At 54.5% G+C, this 23,057-nt stretch carries 19 protein-coding genes; 15 read left to right on the top strand and 4 right to left on the bottom strand.

The window, feature by feature from the left end:
* The first annotated feature begins 6 nt into the window (after positions 1-6).
* From ubiI to DAQ1742_RS02505, 6 genes are all read left to right on the top strand, one after another.
* A complete protein-coding gene (gene ubiI, locus DAQ1742_RS02530) occupies positions 7-1,218 on the top strand; it encodes an FAD-dependent 2-octaprenylphenol hydroxylase (RefSeq protein ID WP_035339579.1) in 1,212 nt (403 codons plus the stop codon).
* Between the two features lie 514 nt (positions 1,219-1,732).
* A complete protein-coding gene (locus DAQ1742_RS02525) occupies positions 1,733-2,275 on the top strand; it encodes a YagU family protein (protein WP_035339578.1) in 543 nt (180 codons plus the stop codon).
* A gap of 198 nt (positions 2,276-2,473) precedes the next feature.
* Positions 2,474-4,105: an ABC transporter substrate-binding protein gene (locus DAQ1742_RS02520; protein ID WP_035339577.1), complete on the top strand. Its 1,632-nt coding sequence runs from the start codon at positions 2,474-2,476 to the stop codon at positions 4,103-4,105.
* Positions 4,083-5,048, top strand: a complete 966-nt coding sequence (locus DAQ1742_RS02515; RefSeq protein ID WP_035339576.1) for an ABC transporter permease — start codon at positions 4,083-4,085, stop codon at positions 5,046-5,048. Before DAQ1742_RS02520 ends, DAQ1742_RS02515 begins: the two co-directional genes overlap by 23 nt.
* Positions 5,038-5,934, top strand: coding sequence for an ABC transporter permease (locus DAQ1742_RS02510; RefSeq protein WP_035339575.1), 897 nt, complete (start codon positions 5,038-5,040; stop codon positions 5,932-5,934). The genes DAQ1742_RS02515 and DAQ1742_RS02510 overlap by 11 nt, the downstream gene beginning before the upstream one ends.
* Positions 5,934-7,682, top strand: coding sequence for a dipeptide ABC transporter ATP-binding protein (locus tag DAQ1742_RS02505; protein WP_051123996.1), 1,749 nt, complete (start codon positions 5,934-5,936; stop codon positions 7,680-7,682). The genes DAQ1742_RS02510 and DAQ1742_RS02505 overlap by 1 nt, the downstream gene beginning before the upstream one ends.
* Positions 7,683-7,810: 128 nt before the next feature.
* Here DAQ1742_RS02505 and rhaR read toward each other — a convergent pair whose 3' ends face one another.
* Together rhaR and rhaS are read right to left on the bottom strand one after the other, a co-directional pair.
* The gene (gene rhaR / locus DAQ1742_RS02500; RefSeq protein WP_035339574.1) at positions 7,811-8,665 is read right to left on the bottom strand and encodes an HTH-type transcriptional activator RhaR; all 855 of its coding nucleotides are present in this window, start codon (positions 8,663-8,665) and stop codon (positions 7,811-7,813) included.
* A gap of 65 nt (positions 8,666-8,730) precedes the next feature.
* Positions 8,731-9,555, bottom strand: a complete 825-nt coding sequence (gene rhaS, locus DAQ1742_RS02495) for an HTH-type transcriptional activator RhaS (RefSeq protein WP_035339573.1) — start codon at positions 9,553-9,555, stop codon at positions 8,731-8,733.
* Positions 9,556-9,937: 382 nt separating this feature from the next.
* Between rhaS and rhaB the strand changes: the two genes are divergently transcribed.
* The 5 genes from rhaB to DAQ1742_RS02470 all read left to right on the top strand — a co-directional run bounded on the left by rhaB (position 9,938) and on the right by DAQ1742_RS02470 (position 16,041).
* The gene (gene rhaB, locus DAQ1742_RS02490) at positions 9,938-11,425 is read left to right on the top strand and encodes a rhamnulokinase (RefSeq protein ID WP_035339572.1); all 1,488 of its coding nucleotides are present in this window, start codon (positions 9,938-9,940) and stop codon (positions 11,423-11,425) included.
* A complete protein-coding gene (locus tag DAQ1742_RS02485) occupies positions 11,422-12,678 on the top strand; it encodes an L-rhamnose isomerase (RefSeq protein ID WP_035339571.1) in 1,257 nt (418 codons plus the stop codon). The genes rhaB and DAQ1742_RS02485 overlap by 4 nt, the downstream gene beginning before the upstream one ends.
* A 9-nt stretch (positions 12,679-12,687) precedes the next feature.
* Positions 12,688-13,518, top strand: a complete 831-nt coding sequence (rhaD, locus tag DAQ1742_RS02480) for a rhamnulose-1-phosphate aldolase (RefSeq protein WP_035339570.1) — start codon at positions 12,688-12,690, stop codon at positions 13,516-13,518.
* A gap of 162 nt (positions 13,519-13,680) precedes the next feature.
* A complete protein-coding gene (rhaM, locus tag DAQ1742_RS02475) occupies positions 13,681-13,995 on the top strand; it encodes an L-rhamnose mutarotase (RefSeq protein WP_035339569.1) in 315 nt (104 codons plus the stop codon).
* 447 nt (positions 13,996-14,442) lie between these two features.
* On the top strand, positions 14,443-16,041 hold the full coding sequence (locus tag DAQ1742_RS02470) for a methyl-accepting chemotaxis protein (RefSeq protein WP_035339568.1): 1,599 nt from the start codon (positions 14,443-14,445) through the stop codon (positions 16,039-16,041).
* 151 nt (positions 16,042-16,192) lie between these two features.
* Here DAQ1742_RS02470 and DAQ1742_RS02465 read toward each other — a convergent pair whose 3' ends face one another.
* Positions 16,193-17,011: an IclR family transcriptional regulator gene (locus DAQ1742_RS02465; RefSeq protein WP_035339567.1), complete on the bottom strand. Its 819-nt coding sequence runs from the start codon at positions 17,009-17,011 to the stop codon at positions 16,193-16,195.
* A gap of 591 nt (positions 17,012-17,602) precedes the next feature.
* Between DAQ1742_RS02465 and DAQ1742_RS02460 the strand changes: the two genes are divergently transcribed.
* Together DAQ1742_RS02460 and DAQ1742_RS02455 are read left to right on the top strand one after the other, a co-directional pair.
* Complete coding sequence (locus tag DAQ1742_RS02460) at positions 17,603-18,847, top strand: MFS transporter (RefSeq protein ID WP_035339566.1); 1,245 nt, start codon at positions 17,603-17,605, stop codon at positions 18,845-18,847.
* Between the two features lie 335 nt (positions 18,848-19,182).
* Positions 19,183-19,713 carry a chorismate mutase gene (locus DAQ1742_RS02455; RefSeq protein WP_180706223.1) on the top strand — a complete coding sequence of 177 codons (531 nt, stop codon included), beginning with the start codon at positions 19,183-19,185 and terminating at the stop codon, positions 19,711-19,713.
* Positions 19,714-19,828: 115 nt separating this feature from the next.
* Here DAQ1742_RS02455 and DAQ1742_RS02450 read toward each other — a convergent pair whose 3' ends face one another.
* The gene (locus DAQ1742_RS02450; protein ID WP_067486558.1) at positions 19,829-21,166 is read right to left on the bottom strand and encodes an MFS transporter; all 1,338 of its coding nucleotides are present in this window, start codon (positions 21,164-21,166) and stop codon (positions 19,829-19,831) included.
* Positions 21,167-21,449: 283 nt separating this feature from the next.
* Here DAQ1742_RS02450 and DAQ1742_RS02445 point away from each other — a divergent pair, with 283 nt between their 5' ends.
* Both DAQ1742_RS02445 and DAQ1742_RS02440 read left to right on the top strand, forming a co-directional pair.
* Positions 21,450-22,229: an HNH endonuclease gene (locus DAQ1742_RS02445; protein WP_035339562.1), complete on the top strand. Its 780-nt coding sequence runs from the start codon at positions 21,450-21,452 to the stop codon at positions 22,227-22,229.
* Positions 22,230-22,416: 187 nt separating this feature from the next.
* Positions 22,417-23,043 (top strand): LysE/ArgO family amino acid transporter, encoded by a 627-nt coding sequence (locus DAQ1742_RS02440; RefSeq protein ID WP_035339561.1) that lies wholly within the window; start codon positions 22,417-22,419, stop codon positions 23,041-23,043.
* Positions 23,044-23,057: the final 14 nt, after the last annotated feature.

Here is a 23,057-nt window from a genome sequence, read left to right as displayed (position 1 = left end):
TCTTCTATGCAATCATTTGATGTGGTTATCGCTGGCGGTGGTATGGTCGGTCTGGCGCTGGCTTGTGGCCTGCAAGGCAGCGGTTTACGTGTCGCCGTGCTGGAAAAGCACACCGTCAGCGCGCCGTCCCTCAGCAGTCAGTATGCGCTACGCGTCTCGGCTATCAACGCCGCCAGTGAAGCGCTGCTGCGTAAACTCAATGTCTGGCCGCTGATTGAAGCGCAACGCCTTAGCCCCTACAACGACATGTACGTCTGGGATAAAGACAGCTTTGGGCAGATTCATTTTTGTGGCGAAGACCTCAGTTTTACCCGGCTCGGCCACATCATTGAAAATGACGTGATCCAATGGGCGCTGTGGCAACAGGCGGCACAGTCACGCGATGTCACGCTGCTCGACCATGCCCGTTTGCAACAGGTGGCATGGGGAGAAAATGAAGCCTTCATCACCCTTGAGGATGGCAGCATGTTGACCGCGCGACTGGTCGTTGGCGCTGATGGCGCGCACTCCTGGTTACGCCAACACGCGGATATCCCGCTCACTTTTTGGGATTACGGCCATCACGCACTGGTGGCGACAATTCGCACCGGGCAGCCCCACGCAGCCACCGCCAGCCAGGTATTTCACGGCGACGGCATTCTGGCCTTTTTGCCACTCAGTGACCCGCATCTGTGCTCAATTGTCTGGTCATTGCCGCCCGAGCGTGCGCAGGAAATGCAACATGCCCCGCAGGCTGAATTTGAAAAACAGCTGGCCATCACGTTCGATATGCATCTTGGACGCTGCACGCTGGAAAGCGAGCGCCAGAGTGTTCCGCTGACCGCACGCTACGCCCACAGCTTTGCCGCACACCGGCTGGTGCTGATGGGCGATGCCGCACACACCATTCATCCGCTGGCCGGTCAGGGCGTCAACCTCGGCATGATGGATGCGGCAGAATTAATCACTGAGCTAAAACGGCTGCAAGCACAGGGCAAAGACATCGGCCAGCATCTCTATCTGCGCCGCTATGAGCGCCGCCGCAAACACAGTGCCGCGATGATGCTGGCAAGTATGCAGGGGTTTCGCACACTGTTTGCCAGCCGCCATCCAGTGAGCGGCCTGTTGCGCGACATTGGCCTGAAGCTTGCTGATACCTTGCCGGGCGTAAAACCGACACTGGTGCGCCAGGCCATGGGGCTGCATGACTTACCGGCATGGCTGGGCCATACACGCTAGCGGTATGGTCGTGGCTGTTGTAGCAACGTATTGATCAAAAAGCCTCTTCTGGCAGAGATCAGGAGAGGTTCACTATAACCGCAGGTGAAATAGCACCGTCTTTCTGCATACGACCAGTTAAACACGAATAAAACCCACCCGTTGATAAAATCTGCTCCTATGCACGTCACGCATTTTTCCTGCCATCGTCTGATAATATTTATCAGGGACATTACCTTGTGGTTATTATTCTAAATTAATTATTCCAACCCGAACAATTTTGCTATTTTACGAAAAAAAGATAATTCCTAAAATAAAAATCAGCAATCACATTTTTATCTTATAAAATACAAAGCCATTACAAACACACATATTATTTAATAGTCATAGAAATAGCAAAATTATCATCTGCTTGTCTCGAATATCACATCACAAAAGCGTATGCTGTCACCGAAGGCAATCATAAACATTTATTTATAGTGAATCACCCATTCATTGATTGCTTTCATTTTTAAAAATATCAAGGAGATAAACCATGCAGACTCGGACTGTTAAGGAAAAAATTATACTGGCAGTGCTTATTGGGATTATTGCCGGCATAATTTGCGCCATTGCGAAATTTGGCTGGGAAATACCTTTTCCACCCCGAACTCCGGCAAGAGATCTGACTAATCCACCACAACAGCTATTACAACAACTGGGGATGTCATTTGATCTCTCACACCTGAGTTATCTATTTAATGGCAACCCGCGCCCGATTATGAGCTTTATTATGCACTTTGGTTTTTCAATTACCTTTAGCGTGCTTTATTGCGTGGCGGCGGAATTCTGGCCGCGTATCAAGCTTTGGCAAGGCGCATTCTACGGTTTGGTATTGTGGGCCGTCTTCCATGTTGTGCTGCTGCCGCTGTTCGGCACCGTACCCGCACCGTGGGACCAACCGTTTGCCGAGCACTTCTCGGAAATTTTTGGCCACATGTTCTGCTTCTGGGTCGCGGAGCTGGCACGGCGTGACTTGCGTAACCGCTTCACCCATCAGTCAGAAGACGATACGCTGACGACTCAGCACGCACACTGAATCTGGCCAGGCACTCTCACGTTCAACGCGCCCTTCCGCATGCGGGTTAGGGCGTTTTTTTCTGTCTGAGCGCGTTTTTTTATATTCTTTTAAGAATTAAAAATAATTTTTTATACTTTTACATCTTACCCAGCTCCCCCCTAGAGTGGTGCCATAACCACTATCCTTATTACAAGGTCTAGCTTGAGGACTCAGGGAATGGCAAAACGCTTTTCGGTATCAAAGACACACACACGCTCAACACACACCCCATTATTTACCGCCGGGCTTCTTGCACTGACGATAACAGCCACACCGTCTGTTTACGCGGCTGACACGCCGATACAAGGTGGTACGTTGACCATTGGCCTTGGCAGCGACACCCCGGTTATCGACCCGTCTATCACCGCGTTTTCTGTCGCAGCCCTGGTCGGGCGCAATGTGGTGGACTCGCTGGTCGGTCAGGCGGCGGATAACAGCTTTACGCCGTGGCTTGCCGAGCGCTGGGAGATTACCGACAACAACACCCGTTATACCTTCCACCTGCGTAAAGACGTCACTTTTAGCGATGGCACCAAACTGGATGCCGCCGCCGTGAAATACAATCTTGATCGCATCCTCGACCCGAAAACCACCTCCAGCTACTCCAAGTCGCTGCTGGGGCCGATAGACAGCATCACCACACCGGATGACTACACTGTGGTGATCAGCTATAAAACGCCGTTTGCCGCCTTGTTACAGGGCCTGAGCCTGCCGTATCTGGGCATCCAGTCTGCGACCTATCTGAAGAACACGCCGAACACCAGTAACACCGTCGTCGGTTCCGGCCCGTTTATTCTGGAGTCGTTTGTCAAAGGCAGTGGCAGCCAGTTGAAAAAACGCCCGGATTATCATTGGGGGCCGGGTTACGCCACTCACACTGGCCCGGCATACCTTGATCGCATTGAATTCAAATACCTGCCGGAGTCTTCGGTGCGCCTCGGCGCGTTGAGCAGCGGCCAGGTGTTAGCGATTGACGCCGTACCTCCGGCCAACGCGGGCAGCCTGAAAAGCAACCCGAAACTGGAGCTGATTTCACGCGAGAACCCCGGCGTTAACCGGGTGCTGTACCTCAACACTTCGCGCGGCCCGTTTCAGGACGTAAAAATCCGTCAGGCTTTCCAGAGTGCGGTGGATGCCGCCTCCGCCGCCAAAGTAGCGTTTTTTGGCACGGTGAAAGCGGCCGACAATATTCTCGGCCCGTCTACGCTCTATTACGACAAATCGGTCGCTTCGCTGTGGGGCTTTGATTTAAATAAAGCCAACCGTCTGCTGGATGAGGCGGGCTGGAAAAGCAAAGATGCCGAAGGGTATCGCACCAAAGAGGGCAAACGCCTGACGGTAAACTTCGTCTACAGTACCGCGTCGTCGGAATCCACAGACATCACGCTGTTCCAGGCCGTGCAGTATCAGGTGAAACAGGCCGGTATCGACCTGCAACTTAACCCGGTGGATGCCGGTGGTTTTACCAGCCGCACCAACGGCAATGATTACGACATCGCCTCCAACTACTTTGTGCGTGCCGAACCGGATATTCTGCGCACCGTGTTTGACTCCAACTACATTCCGCCAAATGGCAACAACTTCAGCCATGCCAGCGCGCTGGATGACAAGCTGAGAAAAGCGATTGGAGCCGGTGATGCCGAACGCCAGCAGCTCTATAGCCAAATTCAGCGTGAATTGATAGAACAGGCGTATGCCGTACCGTTGTTCGTACCGGCCTTCCAGTTAGGTCTGTCGAAGAAGGTGCAGGGCATCAGTTGGGCCACTAACGCAAAACCGAACTTCTATGATGTCTGGCTTAAACCGTAATCTGGCCGTCGCGGCCCTCCAGCGTCTTTTCACCATCGTGGCTGTGCTCTGGGGCGCAGCCACCCTGACGTTCATTGCCGTCAAGCTGGTGCCCGGCGATCCGGTCGCTATCCTGAGCGGGGGCGATAATGTGGTGGATGCCGCCTACCGCACCGCGCTGATTAAGCAATTTGGGCTTGATCAGCCAGTCTGGGTACAGTATCTGCACTACTGCGGGCAGGCGTTGCTGGGTGACTTCGGCACCAGCTATCAATACCGCCAGCCGGTTATCGGTCTTATCGGCGAGGCGATGGGGCAGACCGTGCAACTGGCGCTCAGTGCGCTGGTGCTGGCACTGCTGCTGGCTATCTTCAATGCGTTGCTGACAGCAGGCCGCCATCACCGTTTACGCGCACTGTTCTCCTGGCTGGAGCTCACCCTCCTGAGCACCCCGGTTTACTGGGTGGGGATTGTGCTACTGAGCGTCTTCAGCTTTCGCTTACAGTGGTTCCCGGTGATGGGAAATGACGGGATAATTGCGCTGGTCTTACCGGTTATCACCCTCAGTTTGCCGCTGGCTGCCTTACTAAGCCAGGTGCTGCGTGACGGTCTGGAAGAGGCGTTGTCACAACCCTTTGCCCTGACGGTTCGTACCCGTGGCGTGAGCGAAAGCCTGTTGCGTTTGCGTCATGCGCTGCGTCACAGTGCCCTTGCCGCCTCGACACTCACCGGAACGCTACTGGCGGGCGTATTAAGCGGCTCAGTCCTCACTGAAACCGTGTTTGGCCGCACGGGTATCGGACAGATAACGCTGCACGCCATCGAAAGCCGCGACATGCCGCTGGTGCTGGGGCTGGTGATGCTCTCGGCATTGCTGTTTGTGGTCATCAACCTGCTGGTGGATGCGCTGTATCTGATTATTGACCCCCGTTTGCGAAAAAAGGGGAATGCCTATGAGCAGTGAACCGTTAAACACGACCTCTTTCATGAACAATCCTTCACTGGCGCGGATTAACGCCTGGAGCCGCGCATTCTTTCGCAGCCCGTGGCGTGCTCCCGCCACGCTGCTACCGGCCATCGCGGTATTACTGCTGCTGCTGGCCGTGTTCTTCCCAACGCTATTTACGCCACTAAAACCCGACGATATCGACATCAGCGCGGTGCTTCAGCCACCCGGTGCCGGTCATTGGTTTGGCACCGATACGCTGGGGCGCGATGTGTTTACCCGCGTGGTGTACGGCACCTCGCTGTCGCTGAGTATCGGCGTTGGCGCAATGCTGATAGCCTGCGCAGGCGGCATTCTGCTTGGCACGCTGTCGGCGCTGGCTCCGCGTGCCGTGCAACAGGTGCTGGTGAGGCTGCTTGATATCATGCTGGCCTTCCCGGAAATGTTACTGGCCCTGCTGGTCATCGCCGTTCTTGGGCGCGGCCCGGAAAACACGTTACTGGCTGTCGGGTTTGCCGGGATTGCCGGTTATGCCCGACTGGTGCGCTCACAGGTGCTGCAAGTGCGCCAGTCCGGCTATGTGGAGCACGCCATTGCGCTGGGGGAAAGCTCGCTCTATATCGTGCTGCGCCATATTGTGCCCAATACGCTCCGGCCTTTGCTGATTCTGGCGACTATCGGTATCGGTAATGCGGTGCTCTCTGCCTCGGCGCTCAGTTTTCTAGGCTTAGGTGTCGTGCCGCCCACCGCCGAGTGGGGAGCACTGCTGGCTGATGGCCGCAGTTTTCTGGATATTGCGCCCTGGGTTAGCCTGTTTCCTGCCAGTATCGTCGCGCTATCCGTGATTACCATTACCCTGCTGGGGCGACGTATGCAAACCCTGCTGGCCAGAGGAGAAGGCTGATGAGCCAGACCGGCACCCCATTGACAGCGACCACCGCCACATCGCCGCTGCTGCGCGTTGAAGATTTACATGTGACGTTTCCCGGCCCGAGTGGGCCGGTCGAGTCCGTTCGCCACCTCTCCTTTCAGGTCAACCCCGGTGAGATTCTGGCGCTGGTCGGCGAATCGGGCTCAGGTAAATCCGTCACCGCCCGCACACTGGTCGGGCTTGCCGGTGAGCGAGCGCAGATTCAGGCCAATGTCATCGAACTGGTGCGTCACGACGGCAGCCTGTGTAACCTGCGCACCCTGAATGACCGGCAATGGCAGCAGATTCGTGGCCGGGAAATCGGCTTTGTGCTGCAAGATGCGCTGGTTTCGCTCGACCCGTTACGCCGCATTGGTCAGGAGGTGGCCGAACCGCTGCTTACGCACCGGCTGGCAAGCCGCCATGACGTTGCCGCCCGCGTCGCCCAATTGCTCAGCGAGGTCGGCATTCCTGACCCGGTCAACCGCGCCGCCCAGTACCCGCACGAACTCTCCGGCGGGCTGCGCCAAAGGGCATTGATTGCCTCCGCGCTGGCCGCTGGCCCCAAATTGCTCATCGCCGATGAGCCAACAACCGCGCTGGACGCCACCGTTCAACAGCAGGTGCTCAAACTGTTTACGGCGCTGGCCGAGGCCGGTCATGGCGTATTGCTGATAACGCACGATTTGGCGGTGGTCGCCCAGGTCGCCACCCGGGTGATGGTGATGCAAAAAGGCGCACTGGTCGAACAAGGCGATGCGCGCCAGGTATTATCCGCACCACAACATCCCTACACCCGTAAATTGCTGGCCGCCATTCCGACTGCCGCCACCCGCGGCAACTGGCTGGCGGGCGAGAACCCACTGAGCGCACAGGCCTCGGCACAGCTTTCCTCGCTGACAAAAGCGGATGAAACACAGGGGCTGGCATTAGAGGTGGATGGCGTATCAGTCAGTTTCCGACGCCCTGACGGCAGCCGCATGACAGCGGTCAACACCCTGTCGCTGACCGTTGAGCGCGGCGAAACGCTGGGCATTGTCGGTGAGTCCGGCTCGGGCAAAACCACGCTTGGCAAAGTGATGCTGGCACTGCAATCGCCAGATAGCGGCACGGTGCAGCTTGCAGGCCGGCTGTGGAGTGCGCTTAGCGAACGCGAACGCCGCCCGCTGCGCGCCCGCATCCAGACCATCACGCAAGATCCGCTCAGTTCATTCGACCCGCAATTCACCATTGAGCAGATACTGCTGCAACCGCTGCGGCTGCGGCGTGACCTCAGCGCGCAGGCCCGCCAGCAACGCATTGTCACGTTGCTGGAGCTGGTCGGGTTATCGCCCGCGCTGCTGCCACGCCGCCCGCGCTCGCTCTCCGGCGGGCAGCGCCAGCGCATTTCCATTGCACAGGCGCTCGCCGCCGAACCTGATGTGTTAATTTGCGATGAGCCGGTGTCTGCACTGGATGTCACCACACAGGCACAAGTGCTGGATTTACTGGTGGCATTGCAACAAAAGCTCCGCCTGTCGATGGTGTTTATCTCGCACGATCTGGGCGTGGTGCAGCACATGAGTCACCGCATTGTGGTGATGAAAAACGGCGATATTGTCGAGCGCGGTACGGTAGAGCAGATTTTCAATCAGCCGCAGCACCCCTATACCCGACAGCTCCTCGCCACCGTCGCGCCGGTGGTTATCACAACGCAACCGGCCAGTGAGGTGGGTAGCCTGTTGAGCGAAACCCTCGCCTGATATCGGCCTCGTTTATGGCACAGGACTTTCGCCGTGAGGAGAGTCCATAACAATATTGGCAGAGCGGGGATTGAACCGGTGTGGTCGCCTGAACAGGCAGGCTACACCGGGTCGTTATGCAACGTCCGTTACCCCTTCCCGATCCCCTGAAAGCGCTGGCGGTAGCCGCTTGGCGTCACACCAAACGCCTGATGAAACACCACCGAGAAATAATTGCTGTCATCAAACCCGCATTCAGCCGCCACTTCACTGATGGTTTGGCGGTTATAGCGCAGTAATTCCATGGCGCGGCACAGCCGGAGCTGGCGCAAATACTGCGCGACGCTCATGCCGGTTTGCTGTTTAAAGCGGCCGCGCAGGCTGCGCATACTGATGCCATGCAACTGGCAGAAATCCTCCAGCCGAAAAGGGTGGGCAATGCTGGCACGCAATGCATTCATCAGCAGGTCGAGTTGCTGTGCATCAGCCAGTTGGGGACTGTCTGGCGCATAGCGATAACGCAGCGCCAACAGCGCGATTTGCAACAACAGCACTTCACTGAGTTGCAAAGAGAGCGGATCGGACTTCATGCACTCCTGCGCCAGTTTTTCGACCTTTTCACGCAGCATCTCCATACTCTGCGTGGCAAGCCGCCAGTAGCGCTGCGACTGCGGCACGTCAGCGCCCGGCAACAGGTGTTGCCAGTCCGTCGGCAGGGTTAAGCGCTCACGAATGTAGAGGATGTTATCGAGCTCCAAATCGTGTACCGATTCGTAGCTATGGCGATCGCGTGCGGAAACATAAAACAGATCGCCACAGGTAATACGATAGGGCACATCATTCCACAGATGCAGCCCGTTACCGCGCCAGACTATCACAAGCTCGTCAAAGTCATGATGATGCAGCCCAAAAGCAGGCTGCGGGCTGCGTTCTGCAACCGTTACTCTTGTTTTATCGGTAAGAAAATAATCTTCCGTCAGTAATTTCAACCCACGCGATGTCAAGGCGCATACACCTATTGCTCAGTTGCCTATTGCTCAGTCGTTACCCGTATGCGCCTTGGGGTATATCACATCCGTTGGCGCAATGCTTTGGGAGCCAGCGAAAAGGCTTTACGAAACTGGGTAGAGAAGTGATTGCTGTCACTAAAACCACAGTCATGGGCGATGGTGGTGATGGAGTCATCACTCTGTTGCAAACGGCGACGTGCTTCCAGCAACCGTAACCGATTCAGATAGCGCTGAGGCGTCATTCCGGTATGTTGCTTTAATTGCCGGTGCAGCGTGCGTAGCGACAACGAAAAACGGTCGGCCAGTGTTTCCCAGTCCACGTCGTCACAGAAATTATGCTGTAACCAACCCAGCAACGCCTGAATACCCTGCTGTTCACTGCCATCGGCTTCGGTGCGAAAACATTTCTGCCTCAGTAACACCAGAATTTGCAAAAACAGGCTTTCACTGGTGGCCACATGCTCTGCCTTATCGCTCGCCGACAGCGCAGCCAATTGCATAATCAACTGTTTAACCTGTTGCTGCGTGGCGGTATTCACCTGCCACTGCCCCAGCCATTCGCCGTTCGCCCCGTAAGGCAAGAACGGGGCAATATCTGACAGAAAGCGAAAACCACGCGGCGAACGGTACAGCACATTGGTCAGGTGCAGTGACTCCACTTGCTCAAACAGGTGACGGTCATTATCCCGCACAAAAAACACCGCTCCGCTGCACAATGCAAAGGGCTGGTCATTAAAAACATGCACCCCTGCCCCCTGCTCCACCAGCACAATTTCCCAGAAATCATGATAGTGCTCGGGAAAAGCGCCTTGTGGCATCCGGGGTTCCACCGCTACCGTCGCTGCCTGTGAAGCAAAAAATTCATCGCCATGAAGTAGTGCCATGCCGCCTTCCCTCTTTTTTCCGCCACATTCGCCTGCCGATGTTGCATAGCAAGATAGTAGTCAGAAGGGCGACTCCCGCGCCTTAAAATAGCGCCGTGCAATCGCTACGGCGAGGTCATTTTTTCAAGATCGCGCCGCTAAATTGCTGAAATGCGTGCAGGATCACAGGCACAAAAACAAAGTATCACGCCCGTCTCCCGGCGGTTATTCGACCAAACTGTGAAGTACTTCACAGTCAACTTTGCCATTTTGCCAACCCGTTTTTACAGATGGCACTCACCAAAAGGTCATCCCCCGTTATCTTTTCTACACTGCCACTCACAGTCACAACGGGCCCGACAATGGGCACTATCACGAATGGGCACTATCACGGGAGAAAGGCATGGCTTTCAGACATTGTGTAGCTATCGACCTCGGCGCATCCAGCGGGCGGGTGATGCTGGCCACGCTGGACACCGATACCCGGCGTCTGACGCTGGAAGAGGTGCACCGTTTCAGTAATGCACTGCGTCTATGGCAAGGCCACCACCTGTGGGATCTCGATGAGCTGGAGCGCCAGATTCGCTACGGGCTACACCGGGTTGACGCACGCGGCATTCAGCTCACCAGTATCGGCATTGATAGCTGGGGCGTTGACATGGTGCCACTGGATGCCAACGGCAAGCGGGTCGGCCTGCCTTATGCCTATCGCGATCACCGTACCGATGGGCAGATGTCGCAAGTCATCGCCGAGCTTGGGCGTGAACGGCTCTATCAGCAAACCGGTATTCAGTTTTTACCGTTCAACACGCTGTATCAGCTACGGGCACTGCGCCAGCAAAACCCGGATGACTGGGCGCAAATCGCCCACCTGTTAATGATCCCAGACTATTTCCAATATCGGCTCACCGGGCAAATGGCGTGTGAATACACCAACGCCAGCACCACCCAACTGCTGAATCTAGCCCGTGGCGACTGGGATAATTCCCTGCTCGATTACCTCGGTATACCGCCGCAATGGCTGACGACACCGCATCAGCCGGGTTATCCGGTCGGCCAGTGGACTGCCCCCAGTGGTCGCACGGTGCCGGTCGTTACCGTCGCCACCCACGACACCGCCAGCGCCGTGGTTGCTACCCCGCTTCAGGATGCCGACAGCGCCTATCTCAGCTCGGGTACCTGGTCGCTTATCGGGATGGAAAGCCCGCAACCGCTGACCAGCCGCGCCGCGCTGGCAGCCAATATCACCAATGAAGGCGGCGTGGCCGGAAACTACCGGGTGTTGAAAAACATCATGGGGATGTGGCTGTTACAGCGCGTTTGCCAAGAGCAACACGTCACCGATTTACCTGCGCTACTGCGGGATGTCGCACAACAACCGGCGTTTTTAAGCCTGATTAACCCCAATGATGAGCGCCTGATTAACCCGGAATCAATGAGTGTGGCATTACGGACACTTTGCCGTGAACAGGGGCAAGTGGTGCCAGAGAGTACGGCGACTATTGTGCGTTGCATCCTCGATAGTCTGGCGCTCTCTTACCGTCAGAGCCTGATGACATTAGGGCAATTACGCGGCCGCGCTTTTGAGCGCCTGCATATCGTTGGCGGCGGCAGTTGTAACACGCTGCTCAACCAACTGTGTGCCGACGTCTGCCAGATACCGGTACTGGCCGGGCCAACCGAAGCCTCAACACTCGGCAATATCGGCTGCCAGTTAATGGCACTGGGCGATGTTGCCGATCAGGCCGCGCTTCGCCAGTTGCTGACAGAAAACTTTCCGCTGCAAACCTTCCTGCCGCAGCAGCGAGATAACAAACAACAGAGTGATTTTTCTGGTCATTACCGCCGCTTTGAGGCGCTGTGCCAGGTTAATGAGGAGCTTACCGTATGAATACCGCGATAGACACCGCCTGGCAGTTGGCCAGAGAACGTTATGCGCGACTCAATGTGGATGTGGATGCCGCACTGCGTCAGTTAGACAGCATCCCGGTTTCAATGCACTGCTGGCAAGGGGATGATGTTGCCGGTTTTGAGCATAACAGCGGCGCGCTGACCGGGGGCATTCAGGCCACCGGTAACTACCCCGGCAAAGCCCGTAACGCCAGTGAGCTGCGGGCTGACCTCGAACAGGCATTTCGTTTGATCCCAGGGCCTAAACGCCTGAACCTGCACGCGATTTATCTGGAGTCTGACACACCGGTTGCGCGCAACGCCATCGAACCGGAACATTTCCGCCACTGGGTTGAATGGGCCAAAGAGCACCAGTTAGGGCTGGATTTTAACCCTTCTTGTTTTTCACATCCGCTCAGTAGTGACGGCTTTACGCTGTCACACCCGGATGAAAAGGTGCGCCGGTTCTGGATTGAACACTGCCAGGCCAGCCGTCGCATTTCTGCCTGGTTTGGTAAAGAGCTGGGCACGGCATCCGTGATGAACATCTGGATACCGGATGGTATGAAAGACCTGACGGTAGACCGGCTGGCCTTCCGCCAGCGGTTGCTGGATTCGCTCGATGAGGTGATCGCCGAAAAATTCGACCCGGCTCACCACATTGATGCGGTGGAAAGTAAGCTGTTTGGCATTGGTGCCGAGAGCTTTACCGTTGGCTCCAATGAATTCTACATGGGCTATGCCGCCAGCCGCCAAACCGCCCTGTGTCTGGATGCCGGGCATTTCCACCCAACCGAGGTAATTTCCGACAAGATTTCCAGCGCCAGCCTGTTTGTTCCGCGCCTGTTGCTGCACGTCAGCCGCCCGGTGCGCTGGGACAGCGATCATGTGGTGCTGCTTGATGATGAAACACAGGCCATTGCCCATGAAATAGTGCGTCATCAGTTGTTTAACCGGGTGCACATTGGTCTGGATTTCTTCGATGCCTCGATTAACCGCATTGCGGCCTGGGTTATCGGCACCCGCAACATGAAAAAAGCGTTGTTGCGCGCGCTGCTTGAGCCCACCGCCATTTTGCGTGAACTGGAGCAAAACGGCGATTACACCGCCCGGCTGGCCTTGCTGGAAGAGCAGAAATCCCTGCCCTGGCAGGCCGTGTGGGAGCATTACTGCCTGCAACAGGATGTCGCCCCCGGCGGCGAGTGGCTGCAAGTAGTGCGTGACTACGAAAATACCGTTCTCTGTCAACGTTAAGGATTTAGCATGCAATCAATACTCTCCTCCTGGTTTGTGCAGGGAATGATCAAAGCCACCAGCGATATGTGGTTAAAAGGTTGGGATGAACGTAACGGCGGCAACATCAGCCTGCGTCTTGAGCAGGATGATGTCACACCGTTTGAAAGCGATTTTTATCCCCAGCCTCGTCATGAAGTGCTGTCGCAACCCATGCCACAACTGGCCAGCCACTGGTTTATCGTCACCGGCTCTGGCAAATTTTTTCGCAATGTCCAGTTAGACCCGGCAGACAACCTGGTATTGCTTCAGGTTGACCACGATGGTGCGGGCTACCGTATTTTCTGGGGGTTACGCAACGGTGGCCTGCCCACGTCTGAACTGGCGGCGCATTTTCAGTCTCATTGTGTGCGTATCGGTGTCAGCGGTGGGCGCGATCGCGTGATTATGCATTGCCACGCCACCAACTTGATCGCCCTGAGCTATGTGCTGGAACTCAACAGTGCCGCCTTCACCCGTGAATTGTGGGAAGGCAGCACCGAATGCCTGGTGGTGTTCCCCGATGGCGTAGGCATTGTGCCGTGGATGGTGCCCGGCACCGATGCTATCGGCAGCGCAACGGCAGAACAGATGCAACATCACTCACTGGTGCTGTGGCCGTTTCATGGCATCTTTGGCAGCGGCCCGTCACTGGATGATGCCTTTGGCCTTATCGACACCGCCGAGAAATCAGCTGAAGTGATGGTAAAAGTGCGTTCAATGGGTGGGAAAAAGCAGACTATCGCTACCGAAGAGTTAATTGCCCTTGGCCAGCGCTTTGGTGTCACGCCGATGCAAGCGGCGTTACAATACAGCGAATAACACGGCACATCGTTCAGGATGCCGTGTCGGTGGCCGCGATGGCGGGAATGTTATGGTGAATACCCGACAAAGCACCGTCTACCGATACGGCAAACAGGGATGTTGCCACCAGCCTGAACTCACGCCCATCGCCGGTTCAAACCGCAACAGGACGAGATAACCATGTTAAGAAAAGCCTTTGTAATGCAGGTCTTTCCAGACTGCCATGACGAATACCAGCGGCGGCATAACCCGATATGGCCAGAGCTGGAAAGCGTATTAAAAGCGCACGGTGCTCATCACTACAGTATTTTTCTCGACCCGGAACGCCACCTGCTGTTCGGTTATGTCGAGATAGAATCTGAAGAGCGCTGGAATGCAATAGCCCAAACCGACGTGTGCCAGCGCTGGTGGCGATATATGAAAGAGGTCATGCCTGCCAATACCGATAACAGCCCGGTCAGTACCGAACTCAAACCGGTATTTTGGCTGGAATAAGTGACCGGCGGGGAAACCTGCCGATAATCCTTAGCAGGCAAGCAATCATACCTTTATTTTTTTAGTGTGAAAAAACACCCCTGCGGCGCGAGAATTAATATCAAAACAGCGGCTGCTTCAGCAAATGAGGCGCAGTCACCCTCAGCAAATAATGGCCGTCTCAATCATTAGCAGAGTAAATCTCATGGTGATGAGAAAAAGAAAAATGCCATAGCCAAAAAATAATTTATTTAAAATAAAAACAATGTTTTATAAAACCATTGCTATTTAAAAACCACCAAAATCACAGTCAAAGACAAAATTCCTTCACAAAAATCACAAAAATACATCTCAGAAATAAAAAAACATTTTACCGAAATCACGGCCTGCTCTCATGCAAACCGTAAATTTTTGCACTATCCTGCCGTTATTAAAGACACTTTCCCTCCCAGATTAAAGAAAACAACTATGAAGAAATTTTCGCAATTAACCGTTTTCGCCAAGCTCCTGTCCGGGTTTTCGGTCCTCATCGCCATGATGCTGGTGCTTGGTGTCGTCGCTATCTATCAGCTCAATGCCAGCAATGACAATATTGGTCATTTCAAGAATGATCGTATGCCGGGCCTGCGTTACGCGCTGGAAATGCGCGGCGTGCTGTCTGAAATTCGGCTCCAGCAGGTGCAATACATTGCCTCAAAAACCCCGCAGGAAGTGGAAGGGCATCGCGTAGAGTTGCTGCAAAATCAGGATATCTTTCTGAATGCACAGGCTAACTATGCAAAACTGCTGAAAAATGCACCACAGGAGAAACAGGCGCTGTTTAACCAGGTGGTGGATAACTTCAAGAACTTTGTTGACGTTAACGTCAAGGTGATTGATGCCGTTAACGGTGGGCGGCTGGATGAGGCCAGTAAAATCAGCGGTGCCGTTTCGTCCAAGTACCGCACTCAGTTGATGAAAGATTTGGCACAACTGGTGAACAGCGAAATTGCAGCCGGAGAAGAAGCCGGTGCTATTTCGGAAAAAGGCTATCAGAGCGCATTCTATGTGCTGTGTGGCCTGCTGGTGCTGGCGCTTATCGCCACCGTTATCATCGCTACGCTGATAGCCCGCAACCTGTCTCGCCAGTTGGGTGGGGAGCCCACTTACGCGGCAACCATCATGCATGAGGTTGCATCCGGTAACCTGAACGTGCCCATCGAGCTGCGCGCAGGTGACACCACCAGCCTGCTGGCAACCATGAAATTCATGAATGACAAGCTGGCTGAAATCATTCACAGCATTGTCGAAGGCAGTGAGTCGATGTCGCTGGCAGCTGACGAAATCGCGCAGGGGAATAATGACCTGTCGCAGCGTACCGAAGAGCAGGCCGCGTCACTGGTGCAGACCTCCTCCAACATGCAGCAGATAACCGAAACAGTGAAACGTAACGCCGAGAACGCGCATCAGGCCAGTGAGCTGGCACGCCAGACCTCGCAGACCGCGGTACATGGCGGTAACGTCGTCGATGATATGCTCAAGCGTATGCACGAAATTTCCGACAGTTCGCAGAAAATTGTCGATATTATCGCGGTCATTGAAGGCATCGCTTTCCAGACCAACATTCTGGCGCTGAATGCCGCCGTCGAAGCCGCCCGAGCCGGGGAACAGGGTAAAGGCTTTGCCGTGGTGGCCGGTGAGGTGCGTAATCTGGCGCAGAAGAGTGCCAACGCCGCAAAAGAGATCAAAACCCTCATCGAAGGTACCGTGGAGAAAATTACCGATGGCTCCCGCCATGCGGATACCGCCAGCCATGCGATGGATGAAATTGTCAGCTCTGTTACCAAAGTTACGGATATTGTTGCTGAAATCTCGATGGCGTCTAACGAACAGCATCAGGGCATCCGCGAAATCGGCGTCGCCATTGAGCAGATGGACCGGGTGACTCAGCAGAATGCGACACTGGTAGAAGAAGCGGCGACCGCCGCCCAGTCGATGACTGAGCAAAGCGAGCAGTTGCGTGACTCGGTGCGCTTCTTCCAGTTGAAAAGCGCCAGTAACGCCTCATCAAGGCTGCGCCTTAACTAAGCGCTACCATAGTAACGCCACACTGCATTTATGCTAAAGGCCGGGTCAATTGACCCGGCCTGTTTATTTTTCCCCTGGTGTCTTGCTGTCAGTGCCGCCACCCGCATGTCAGGCCGCTGAGCGCGGACATCCAAAAAACAGGCTTATTGCATCAATTGCGACCATCAGGCTGCTGTTGTAAAGCCTGCGACAATGCCAGTGCCGTCTGGCGTAAGGGGTCCAGCAGCCGGGCTTCCCCTACCTGCCGGAGTTTGACTGCCGACATCGACAGCGAAATCGCATAGTGCACTTTCTGGTGCCTATCCAGCACCGGGGCCGCAAGACAGAACACCCCGACTTCATGCTCTTCTCTGTCAAACGCGACACCCTGCTGGCGTACCCATTCCAGCTCCTGGCTCATACGTGCCTGTTCGGTAATGGTATAGGGGGTGAGTTTGCGCAAATGTGGTTGCTGGCGCTGCCAGTAAGACAAGAATTCCGCCTGGGAATCATCTGCCAAAAACAGCTTTCCCATTGCCGAGCTGAACAACGTCATCTGCTGGCCCAGATAAGCGCGGGTGCGCAGCATGCCGGTAGTCGGCTCAAGCTTATGAATTAAAATACAATGATCACCATCACGCAGGGAGAAATTCACCGTCTCACCCGTGCTGGCATTCAGCCGCTGTAACAGCGGCACGGCCTGACTGATGACTGACGGGGGAGCCAGCGATTTTTGCCCGACGGCAATAAACTTGGTCGTCAAACGGTAACTGCCTGCCGCGGGAGCCTGGGTGACATAACCGCAGGCCTGTAGCCCTTGTAACAGACGATGTACCGTACTTTTATTCAGACAGGACCGTTCAGCCAGATGCGCCAGCGGGCATCCGTTCGGATAATTGCTCAGAATATCAATGAGCAGAAATCCTCTCACCAGACTCTGATTGCCGGAAGCTTTATCCTGGCAGGAACTTTCCTTTGTTTGCGCACTCATGCTCGCCTCTTCCTGACACCAAACGCACGCCTATCGATAACATGATTTCGTATTAAATGGCGTGATCTTGCGCCACTCCGCCAGGAAAAATTTACACGCTGTTATCTCCCTCATATTCCGCCACCTGCGGCCTCAGCGTTCAGGCCTGCTCAACCTCGCTCAACCACATACCTTGCTCAGGCAAAATTGCCGATTGCGCCAGATGCCAGCATTGCAGGTAATCCCGTCAGATATTATTTTGATACCACACATTCGGTTGCTGACAAGAAATGCGGCCACCATTAAATAAATATTTACTTTCCTGACAGCCGAACATTATATTTAGCCTGTTCTATTTTCTGGCGGCGTTTATTTTTTATTTATATTTACGTCATTTTTTTAATTTACAAAACGTGACCTGATATATTTTCACTCTGAATAACTCAAGTTGCCGTAATGCCATATCATTGCCACGCGATGTGACGGTAAGTACATACATATTGTCACAATGACATGATGAGCAAACCTGACGCGCATCTTGCGCTGTGTTCAGCCGGCGGTAGCACCGCCTTTGTAACTTGCAGAATGACAGAGATATCGGGGTATTATTCAATGAACCCTGTTCTGCTTTTTTTTCTTGCACTGGTATTTATTGCCGATGGCCTGATGGTGTTTCTGATCCCCGTCATGGTTTACGCCGAAACCCATAGCCTGACCTATTCTGGCTTCTCCTATGCGTTATGGTGGTTGCCGCGTATTGTGCTGATCCCGGCGCTGGGATCGCTCATTGACCGGCTGGGAATACGCCCGGTGTCGATAGCGTCAGATGCCACCAAAGCCTTTGGCTGCCTGCTGTTATGTCTGGTACTGAATTTTGCAGACCAGCCAATGACGCTAAGTATTGCCGCCGGTTTACTCGGTGCCTGTATTTCGATTGGTAATGCCCAAACCCTCACCGCTATGGAAAAGCTGATTGCATTACGCAGTCAACAGCTTGACCGCGATGCTAACCTGCTGACCCGGCTGGATCTGCTCGGTATGGTACTGGGGCCCATTATCGGGATGCTGCTATACGAATACAGTTTCATAACGTTATTATATATCGCTGCAACGCTCTATCTCTGCAATGCCTATTATTTCCTTACTTCACGTCTGTTTACTTCCACACCAGAATATTCACAGGATAATAAAGAAACCACACCCTGTTTAGCATCTGGCTCCCTATTCTCTTCCCTGATGATGCTAAAACGCCCGTTTATTATTTTGATGATCCTGCTGGCGATGGGAAATAATCTGTTTGATGGATTAGTCGAATCCAGCGGTGCTGCATTAATTGAAAATCAAATGGGCTTGTCAGTGAAATATTTCGGCTTTATCGATCTCTGTGCCGGTATAGCAGGATTTTTATCCACATTAATATATGCCCACGCGCTCAAACACATGCGCCGGGAAAGTCTGCTGGCTCTGGGTCTTGGGTTAATCGTTATCTCATCGCTGTTACTGACTCGAGCCCTGACACAGCCAGCGCTGTTTATCAGCTGTTATGCTTTGGGTATTGTTGGCAAGGTTTTTACCGGCAACATCATGCGCAGCCTGCGATTAAGGCTTATCCCCACCGATCGTCTGGCCAGCGTCTCTTCTCTGATAGCTATGTTGAATCAATCGGTGTTGCCATTGGCTGGCGGGTTGCTGTTTGTCTGCGAGCGCTATGGCTGGCCGCTGACCGGTTGCCTGTATTTTGCCATCGTGCTGTCGCTGCTGGCAGGCAGCGGTTTGCTGATTGGTTTGCGGCGCACACTGGCCGTAACCTCACTATCAGCAAACCGGCCAGACCATGCCGCAGAAAAAGGCGCGTGACACGTATCCATTCATGTCCCGGCGTATGAGGGTTTCATCCCTGCGCCCCCGCCCGGTCAGTGCGCCATTGACCGGGCGGGGGGCGCAGCACAGCCGCAAGCGCATCACGACAGGCAACCAGAAAAGTAACCAATAGAAATAAAATCAATTAGTAAAATAACCAAAATAAATCACTTAACGAAATGCAAAGAACCGCTACGTCTGGTTACGAATCTGTTATCGCCATTCCCCCCTCTGCGCTGCATACAATAGGAAGCCGTCACCACCGGGTTTAGCCTCATCAGCTATACGCCGTTTTTCTCTCGTACTGCACCTTTCTATTATCTGGAGACACTATGTTACGGACAATCTGTCTTGCCGCCTGCCTCATCAGTACCAGTGTGCTGGCCGCACAAAGCAACGATTTGGCCTCGCTGGTCAATCAGCGACTCGGCTATATGAAAGATGTGGCAGGCTATAAAGCGGCCCATCATTTGGCCATCGAGGACTTACAGCAGGAAGACAACGTACTGAAAGCCAGCCGCCAGCAGGCAACACAGTATGGGCTGGATGCAGACTCGGTCACACCGTTTATTCAGGCGCAAATGGACGCGGCGAAAGCCATTCAGTATCGCTACCGCGCCGACTGGCTCGCCACACCGGAAACAAACTGGCAACCCCGCCCGCTGGACGAGGTTCGGGCCAGCATCGCCACACTGAACGCCACCCTGCTACAGCAACTGGCTGATGCGCTGCACCAACAGGGGGTGGATTTAAAGCAGCTCAATCACACGGCCTTTATCCACGCCGTGACACAAAAACACCTCAGCGTTCATGACAAGGAACGCCTGTTCACCACGCTAAAGCAAGCTAAATTACAAAAATAACCCGTCGGTGCGCCAGGGTGGCGCACTGCATGTTCGCCGCCTTTCTCATCCCCGGGTGGCAAGCCGTTTTGTCATCATCCCGATAGGTACAGGCAGGATATGCCCGCAGCCACCGTTAACGTGGCGACAAGCGCGCAATGCGTTGCCCACTCACCAGCGCGGCCAGCGCGGCAAAACTACCCGCCGCCATCAAGGCAACCTGTGTGCCTTGCGTACTGAACAGGTTAAACATCAGCGCCACCAGCGCAGCGCCACTGGTCTGCCCGACCAGACGCGCCGTCCCCAGCATTCCGCTAGCCCCACCGCTGCGATGGCGCGGTGCCGCACTGATAATGGTGTGATTATTGGGTGACTGAAATAAACCAAACCCCGCGCCGCACAGCATCATACGTAACGCAATATCCCAGTAGCCGGGCGATTCAGGCAGCCAGGCCAGCGAGTAGAGCCCAAGTGAAAACATCATCAGACCAAGCGTACACAACACACCGGCATTAACGCGTTCAATCAGGCGACCGGCCAGCGGGGCAACGACCACCGTCGCCAGCGGCCAGGGTGTTAACAGCAGCCCGGTTTCAATCTCATTAAGATGCAGCATGTGCTGGAAATAAAACGGCAGCGACACCATCGCCAGCATCTGGGCGCAAAAGGAGCTTATCGAGGTGGCAACAGAGAGCGCAAACACCGGGATTTTCAGCAAATCCACCGGTAACAGCGGGGCATCCTGGCCGAGCTGGCGGCGGAAAAAGACGTACCCTACCAGCAACGCCAACAGCAGTTCACCCAGCGTCAGCCAGCCACTCTGTTGCTGGGCAAAACCGCCCAGGGCGATAAAGAACAGCCCAAAGGTGACTGCGTTGAGCAATGCACCAGAGGTATCAAAACGCTGAGCTTTAAGCCCCTCATTACGTGGCAAGAAGCACCAGCCCAGCCCCCATGCCACCAGACCTAACGGCACATTGATGGCAAACAGCCATTGCCATGACGCCACACTCAAAATACCGGCGGCAAGGGTTGGCCCCGCAGCGCTCGACACCGCTACCACCAGCGAATTAATCGCCATACCGCGTCCGAGTTTATCTTTTGGGTAAATGAGCCGAATCAACGCGGTATTCACACTCATCAGCGCCGCCCCCGCCAACCCTTGCAGAATGCGGGCAATCGTCAATGTAAGCAGCGAATCGGACAAGGCACAGATGAGCGAGGTCAGCGTAAACAGCACCAGCCCAACCAGATAAATACGGCGATAGCCGATGCGGTCGCCCAGTGAGGAGAGGGACAGTAGCGTCATGGTGATCGCCAGTTGATAGGCGTTCACAATCCAGATAGATGACGCCGGACTGGCGTTGAAATCAGCCGCAATACTGGGCAGCGCCACGTTCACAATCGTGCCATCCAGCACCGCCATGGCAATACCGAAGGCAATCGTCAGAATCGCGCCGATACGCGCTGGCATTGGCAAGCCATCCGCCGCCACGGAGGAGGCTTGTGAAGACGTCACAATAGTCAAGATAGAATCCAAAAAAACAGACAGAAAAGGGGATGGTTACACGTTATTGCTGCGTGTGTTGTTGTTTCGCTACCCTACTGTGTTTGCACCGATGAGGCAATTGATGCAGAACGCAATTTGTGCCTTATCACGTTGATGAGTTGCATGATTTTTTCTGCCTGACCTGGCATAGTTAACACCTCACAATAACGCGTTGTGTTAACAAACAGGGTTAACGAGCAGGAATAACATGGCCGCCACTTCACGCTGGACGCGCGAACAGCTCTTGGTTGCATTTACGCTCTACAGCCAATTACCGTTCGGCAAAATGCACGCCCGTAACGCCGAGATTAAGCAGTATGCCGCGCTTATCGGCAGAACCCCTTCGGCGCTGGCGATGAAGCTGGTGAATCTTGCCAGCCTCGACCCGATGATAATCGAGTCCGGCCGCAGTGGATTAACACAGGTTTCCAAAATGGACCGGGAGCTCTGGCAAGAAATGGACCGCGATCCCGATGCCTTCGAGCTGCAATGTCAGCAGGCGATAGCCGCACTCCCACAGCACTCGCCCTTATCCTGCACACCATCGGCCCAGGAAACGCCCGCCGACTATTACGGTCAGGAGCGTCAACATACGGTCAAAACCCGTATCGGCCAGCAACTGTTTCGCAAACGGGTATTGAGCGCTTACCACGAACGCTGCTGCATTACCGGGCTTGCAGAGCCCTCGTTATTGGTTGCCAGCCACATACTCCCCTGGCGCGACGCGCCAGAACACCGGCTTGACCCGAGCAACGGCTTGTGTCTTTCCGCCCTGCACGACAAGGCTTTTGATATCGGCCTGATTACGGTGAATGACCATCTGGAACTGATACTGTCACCACGGCTTAAAAAGCGTAAAGACCGCGCCACCACATCGCTGTTTGAAGCATATGAAGGCAAGCCACTGCAACTGCCACCAGACGCGCGTTATGCCCCCAACCCGGCTCACCTGCGCTATCACCGTGAACAGGTTTTCGTCAAACGCTAAGGGACGCTGTCTCGTTCTCCTCATGTTTCTTTAGCGATAAATGACGATCATTTTAAATTAGATATTCTAATAATATATTAAATTTATTGATTGGCCTTATACTAAAAACCCCGCCATTATCCACGCCGTGCTGCAATAACAGGCACCACACCCACTTCCGTGTTACCGCGTTTAGAGATAGCCAATCATGTCGATACCTGTTTTTATCACCGGCTTTATGAGCAGTGCCGGGCTTATTGTTGCCATCGGTGCCCAAAATTCGTTTGTGCTGCGCCAGGGGATGCGCAAGGAACATGTGTTCTGGGTCAGTTCGGTGTGTTTTTTATGCGATATGGTATTGATGACCCTTGGCGTACTCGGTCTTGGTGAAATGATCAACAGCAGTAAACCAGCCCTCGTCACCCTGACTCTGGCAGGCGTTATCTTTTTACTGTGGTATGGGTATAACGCGCTGAAAAGCGCCTGGCGCGGCAACAATCAACTGACGATGACCCCGGCCGGTGGAAATCTGCGTCAGCGGCGTAGCGTTATTGGCACCACACTCGCCGTCAGCCTGCTTAATCCCCATGTCTATCTCGACACCGTAGCGATTATCGGCGGTATTTCTTCTGCCATCGCGCCAGCACTGAAGCTGTTTTATCTGGCCGGAGCCGTCAGCGCCTCATTCGTCTGGTTCTACACCATTGGTTATACCGCTGCCGCCTGTGCGCGTTATTTTGCCAACCCGACCACCTGGCGCATTATCGACAGCCTGATTGGCAGCTACATGATTATCATGGCATTACAGCTTTGCCGTTTTTTGTATCAGGCATAGCCGATTGCGCCATA

This window comes from Dickeya aquatica (assembly GCF_900095885.1).
GTDB lineage: Bacteria > Pseudomonadota > Gammaproteobacteria > Enterobacterales > Enterobacteriaceae > Dickeya > Dickeya aquatica.
Note: the sequence above shows the minus strand (reverse complement) of the source record. Positions and strands in the feature narration are given on the sequence as shown.

What these genes read in the sequence shown, in the direction of transcription:
- rhaB (WP_035339572.1), top strand. Translation starts at nt 9,938, where the DNA reads ATGGCTTTCAGACATTGTGTAGCTATCGACCTCGGCGCATCCAGCGGG.
- DAQ1742_RS02515 (WP_035339576.1), top strand. Translation starts at nt 4,083, where the DNA reads ATGATGTCTGGCTTAAACCGTAATCTGGCCGTCGCGGCCCTCCAGCGT.
- DAQ1742_RS02465 (WP_035339567.1), bottom strand. Translation starts at nt 17,011, where the DNA reads ATGAGTGCGCAAACAAAGGAAAGTTCCTGCCAGGATAAAGCTTCCGGC.
- DAQ1742_RS02440 (WP_035339561.1), top strand. Translation starts at nt 22,417, where the DNA reads ATGTCGATACCTGTTTTTATCACCGGCTTTATGAGCAGTGCCGGGCTT.
- DAQ1742_RS02450 (WP_067486558.1), bottom strand. Translation starts at nt 21,166, where the DNA reads ATGCCAGCGCGTATCGGCGCGATTCTGACGATTGCCTTCGGTATTGCC.
- DAQ1742_RS02460 (WP_035339566.1), top strand. Translation starts at nt 17,603, where the DNA reads ATGAACCCTGTTCTGCTTTTTTTTCTTGCACTGGTATTTATTGCCGAT.
- DAQ1742_RS02485 (WP_035339571.1), top strand. Translation starts at nt 11,422, where the DNA reads ATGAATACCGCGATAGACACCGCCTGGCAGTTGGCCAGAGAACGTTAT.
- DAQ1742_RS02470 (WP_035339568.1), top strand. Translation starts at nt 14,443, where the DNA reads ATGAAGAAATTTTCGCAATTAACCGTTTTCGCCAAGCTCCTGTCCGGG.
- rhaD (WP_035339570.1), top strand. Translation starts at nt 12,688, where the DNA reads ATGCAATCAATACTCTCCTCCTGGTTTGTGCAGGGAATGATCAAAGCC.
- DAQ1742_RS02505 (WP_051123996.1), top strand. Translation starts at nt 5,934, where the DNA reads ATGAGCCAGACCGGCACCCCATTGACAGCGACCACCGCCACATCGCCG.
- rhaM (WP_035339569.1), top strand. Translation starts at nt 13,681, where the DNA reads ATGTTAAGAAAAGCCTTTGTAATGCAGGTCTTTCCAGACTGCCATGAC.
- DAQ1742_RS02455 (WP_180706223.1), top strand. Translation starts at nt 19,183, where the DNA reads ATGTTACGGACAATCTGTCTTGCCGCCTGCCTCATCAGTACCAGTGTG.
- DAQ1742_RS02445 (WP_035339562.1), top strand. Translation starts at nt 21,450, where the DNA reads ATGGCCGCCACTTCACGCTGGACGCGCGAACAGCTCTTGGTTGCATTT.
- rhaS (WP_035339573.1), bottom strand. Translation starts at nt 9,555, where the DNA reads ATGGCACTACTTCATGGCGATGAATTTTTTGCTTCACAGGCAGCGACG.
- DAQ1742_RS02520 (WP_035339577.1), top strand. Translation starts at nt 2,474, where the DNA reads ATGGCAAAACGCTTTTCGGTATCAAAGACACACACACGCTCAACACAC.
- ubiI (WP_035339579.1), top strand. Translation starts at nt 7, where the DNA reads ATGCAATCATTTGATGTGGTTATCGCTGGCGGTGGTATGGTCGGTCTG.
- DAQ1742_RS02510 (WP_035339575.1), top strand. Translation starts at nt 5,038, where the DNA reads ATGAGCAGTGAACCGTTAAACACGACCTCTTTCATGAACAATCCTTCA.
- DAQ1742_RS02525 (WP_035339578.1), top strand. Translation starts at nt 1,733, where the DNA reads ATGCAGACTCGGACTGTTAAGGAAAAAATTATACTGGCAGTGCTTATT.